Origin of the sequence: Paenarthrobacter sp. YAF11_1 (assembly GCF_052113445.1) — a bacterium.
In the GTDB taxonomy this organism is placed as follows: Bacteria; Actinomycetota; Actinomycetes; order Actinomycetales; family Micrococcaceae; genus Arthrobacter.
Genome location: NZ_JBFRDF010000030.1, coordinates 1 through 3482, shown reverse-complemented (window position 1 = coordinate 3482; position 3482 = coordinate 1). Strand labels below are relative to the sequence as shown.

General features: G+C 61.9%; 2 protein-coding genes, 2 rRNA genes and 1 pseudogene. 3 read left to right on the top strand and 2 right to left on the bottom strand.

Annotated features, from left to right (window positions below):
* Nucleotides 1-86, top strand: a 5S ribosomal RNA gene (gene rrf, locus AB4Y77_RS22915); the annotation flags it as partial.
* Nucleotides 87-173: 87 nt separating this feature from the next.
* Here the strand turns inward: rrf and AB4Y77_RS22910 are convergent.
* Nucleotides 174-1301 (bottom strand): hypothetical protein, encoded by a 1128-nt coding sequence (locus tag AB4Y77_RS22910; RefSeq protein WP_442015454.1) that lies wholly within the window; start codon nt 1299-1301, stop codon nt 174-176.
* Nucleotides 1186-1953, bottom strand: a complete 768-nt coding sequence (locus AB4Y77_RS22905) for an AfsR/SARP family transcriptional regulator (protein WP_442015453.1) — start codon at nt 1951-1953, stop codon at nt 1186-1188. Before AB4Y77_RS22905 ends, AB4Y77_RS22910 begins: the two co-directional genes overlap by 116 nt.
* A 108-nt stretch (nt 1954-2061) precedes the next feature.
* Between AB4Y77_RS22905 and AB4Y77_RS22900 the strand changes: the two are divergent.
* Nucleotides 2062-2942: pseudogene (locus tag AB4Y77_RS22900) on the top strand (alpha/beta fold hydrolase).
* Between the two features lie 440 nt (nt 2943-3382).
* Nucleotides 3383-3482, top strand: a 16S ribosomal RNA gene (locus tag AB4Y77_RS22895); the annotation flags it as partial.

Below are 3482 nucleotides of genomic sequence, written 5' to 3'. Positions count from 1 at the left end.
GTCCCATTCCGAACCCGGAAGCTAAGACCCACAGCGCCGATGGTACTGCACCCGGGAGGGTGTGGGAGAGTAGGACACCGCCGGACACACATTAGGCAAGAGCCCCGACCACAGGTCGGGGCTCTTCCCCTTTAACCACCACAACACACACATGAGCCGCGAAGGCCCAGCGACTACGCCGGGCCAGCGCCAGCAGCCCAGAGCATTCCCAAGTAGTCGTCAACGCTGCCGGCATCAACCACTCCGCTCCCGGCCGCCCGTTCTCCGCCGGCTGGCGTTAGTGCCGTATATGCCCGGCTGATCATGGATGGTTCACGGAGTTCGCAGGCAGTCTGGGCCAGAACGCACCAGGTAGCCTCCAGCAAGAGGTCCCGTGGCGGATCCGGCAGGTGGCGAAGTGCCGCCGCGGCGTTGGCTTGATGACCGGCTCGCAGCAGGAGAAGAGGACGCACCCATGGTTCGTAGGGGCCGAAGTCCCCGTCAACCAATACGTCCTCGTGGCGTAGCTGCCGGGTGAACACCTTTGCCAAGGGGCGCTCGTGCCGTACGGCCAGCTGATCCACTGCATTGGCTTCAAGAGCGGCGGAATCGATGTCGGACAAAGCGCACAGGGCTTGCATCCGAATCAGGCGTCCGTTGATCTCGCAGGTGGGTGAATCGGCGTCGAACGCTGTTGTTATCAGCTGCCGGCCAATGTCTTCGCGGTGCTTTGCCAGGCCTGTGCGGGCGAATGCCTGCATAAAATGAGCGCTCAAAGCGAAGCAAAGAAGTTGGCTGTCGCCCAAATTTCGCGCCAACTCAACAGCCTCGGTTGCTTCGCCCTGCCTGTTTCCTGCTCCGCGGGATTCCATGGCGATCGTCGCCAGAAGACGGGCCCGGCTGCGGTCGGTGAGGTTCACAGGAGAAGCCAGTGCAGCCTCAGCTGCGGCGACCACCGCGGTAGAAGCAGCGGGATCGTCTGTTCGCGTCCATATCCCGGGGACGTCGTAACCTCCGATGATTCGCGCGGCGAGTTCGGGATCGTTGAGACCGGCGGCCGCTTCGATTGCAGCAAGGCGTTGCTGACGGGCTGTCTGAAGGTCGCCGGCGACCGCGAGGCTGCCCAACACGACATTCGAAGCCTCCAGTTGGGCTCGCACGCTGCTGCTGGAATAGGCGCTGGCGATCGAGGCCAAACTGGCTGAATCAGACCGGTCCAATTGCCCATCCCTGCGGAGGATTCTGGTCGACAGAACCGTGAGGGCGGGGCTGAGGTCCAGGCCGAGCTCGTCGGACAGCTTGCGCCGTGCCTCGCGAAGCACGGCAAGAGCTTCGCCTTGGCGGCCACTTCGGTAGGAGGGCCAACGCCAACAGTCGCCACCCTTCCTCGCGCCATGGGTTGGCCATAACATGCGTTTCCAGGATGGAAACAGCGTCGGTTGGCCGGGCGTCGGCGAGCCGGGCTTCGGCACAGCGTTCGACGGCGGTCTGCCGCAGCCCGCTGAGCCGGGTCACCTCCGCGACCGCCCACGGATGCTCGCTAAATTCTTGATAAGCGCTTCCATTCCACTCAGCGAGGGCAGTGGACAAACGTGAATCAGCGTCGTCGGGTGGTGCTTCAATTGCCCCCAGCACGGCCGTTTCAAAGCGCCAGGCATCCACCGCGTCGGCGTCGAGCCTCAACGCGTAGCCGTCACCAACCGTGACCAGATGGGAGGGCATGGTCCGAGGTTTCCGGTGTGGTTCAAGGATGCGCCGCAGCTCGCCAACGAAGGTCCGGATGGCGCCGAAGGCCCCGTTCGGTGGCATACCGTCCCAGAGTTCTTCGGCAAGGGATGCGGTGGGGATAGCCCGACCACGTAGCGCGACGAGGATCGCGATGATCTCCCGATGCCTGCGCTTGGACAGTTCCAGCTGCACGCCGTCAACATTCACCCCGATGGGGCCGAGGACTCGGATCTGCGGCGCACTCACGGGTCAATCGTAGTCACGGCCCCCGACAAGCAAACGGCAGAGCCGGCTGATTCGCCGCTGATTCGGCGGCGGGATAGTAGGGGGAGCACATCTGAAGAAGGAGACCCTGTGACGTTGACCCTGATACCTGAAGCTACCTACCACCGCGTCCCTGTAGCACCCCACGTGGAACTGAACGTTGCCGTCGCGGGGAGTGGACCCGCCGTCGTACTTTTGCATGGCTTCCCTCAGACGCATCTGATGTGGCGTCACGTCGCGGCCGACCTTGTGGCGGACCACACGGTCATCTGCCCCGATCTTCGGGGGTACGGAGCGAGTGACAAGCCTGTAGAGGACGACGAAGAAACTTATTCAAAGCGCACCATGGCCGCCGACGTCGTTTCGGCAGCGCGTGCCCTGGGCCATCAGCGCTTTGCCCTCGCCGGTCATGATCGCGGCGCGCTGGTTGCCATTCGTGCTGGCCTGGATCACGTTGACGCGGTGACCCATCTTTTGACGCTGGACGTCCTGCCGACCTTGGACATGTGGGACATTCTCCGGGGAGCGGATGCCAAGGTGGCGTGGCACCTTTACCTCATGGCACAGCCTGCCGGCATCCCGGAGCCCATGATCGAAGCTACAGCCGATGCATTCTTCGCCTCATTCCTGGATGGGTGGACCACTGACCCTGACGCGATTCCGGAGTCTTATCGGGAGGAGTATCTGAGGGCATCACGCGGGGCTGTGCCATCCATCGTTGCGGACTACCGCTCTTCTGCCGGTATCGATCTAACGCATGATCGGGCCGACAGGGACTCGGGACGCACTCTGGAGATGCCCGTGACTGTGATGCAGCAGGATTGGGCGCTGTGCTGGGCTACGACGCTGCCGCTCTCTGGGGGGCCTGGGCGTCTGACCTCCGCCACATGATCATTGACGGCGGGCACTTCATGGCTGAGGAAAATCCAGGTGCCGTCAGCGCTGCGTTGCGGGAGCTGATGAAGCGCTAGGGACCAGCGCCCGACGGCGGTTTGGTGGGGTTTTGGGGGTGGGTTTGGTGTGGGTGGGGTGGGGTGTGGGGGTGGATTTGCGTTGGGGGTTGGGGGCGTGTATTGTTTTCTGAGTCGCCGGGTGCGAAACGGAAAGCCGGAAGGTGTGTACGGTTCGGTAGGCGGCCAAAAATAACTCTTCTTTTCCAATGGCCCTGCTGGGTGCGCTGCTTTGTGTGGTGTGCTGTGGGTGATGTTTTGGGGGGTCTGTTGTTTGAGAACTCAATAGTGTGCCAAGTTTGTTGATACCGATTGTTTTATCAATTGGTTGAAATTATGGCCAGTACTGTCGCGCACCCCCGTGTGTGGTGGTCTGGTTTTCAGCTGGTTTCGAATTTTGTGCAGCCGCGTCGGCCGTTATTTCCGGTGGGTGTGGTTGTGTCTGTTTGATTTGTTTTACTTCAACGGAGAGTTTGATCCTGGCTCAGGATGAACGCTGGCGGCGTGCTTAACACATGCAAGTCGAACGATGATCCCAGCTTGCTGGGGGATTAGTGGCGG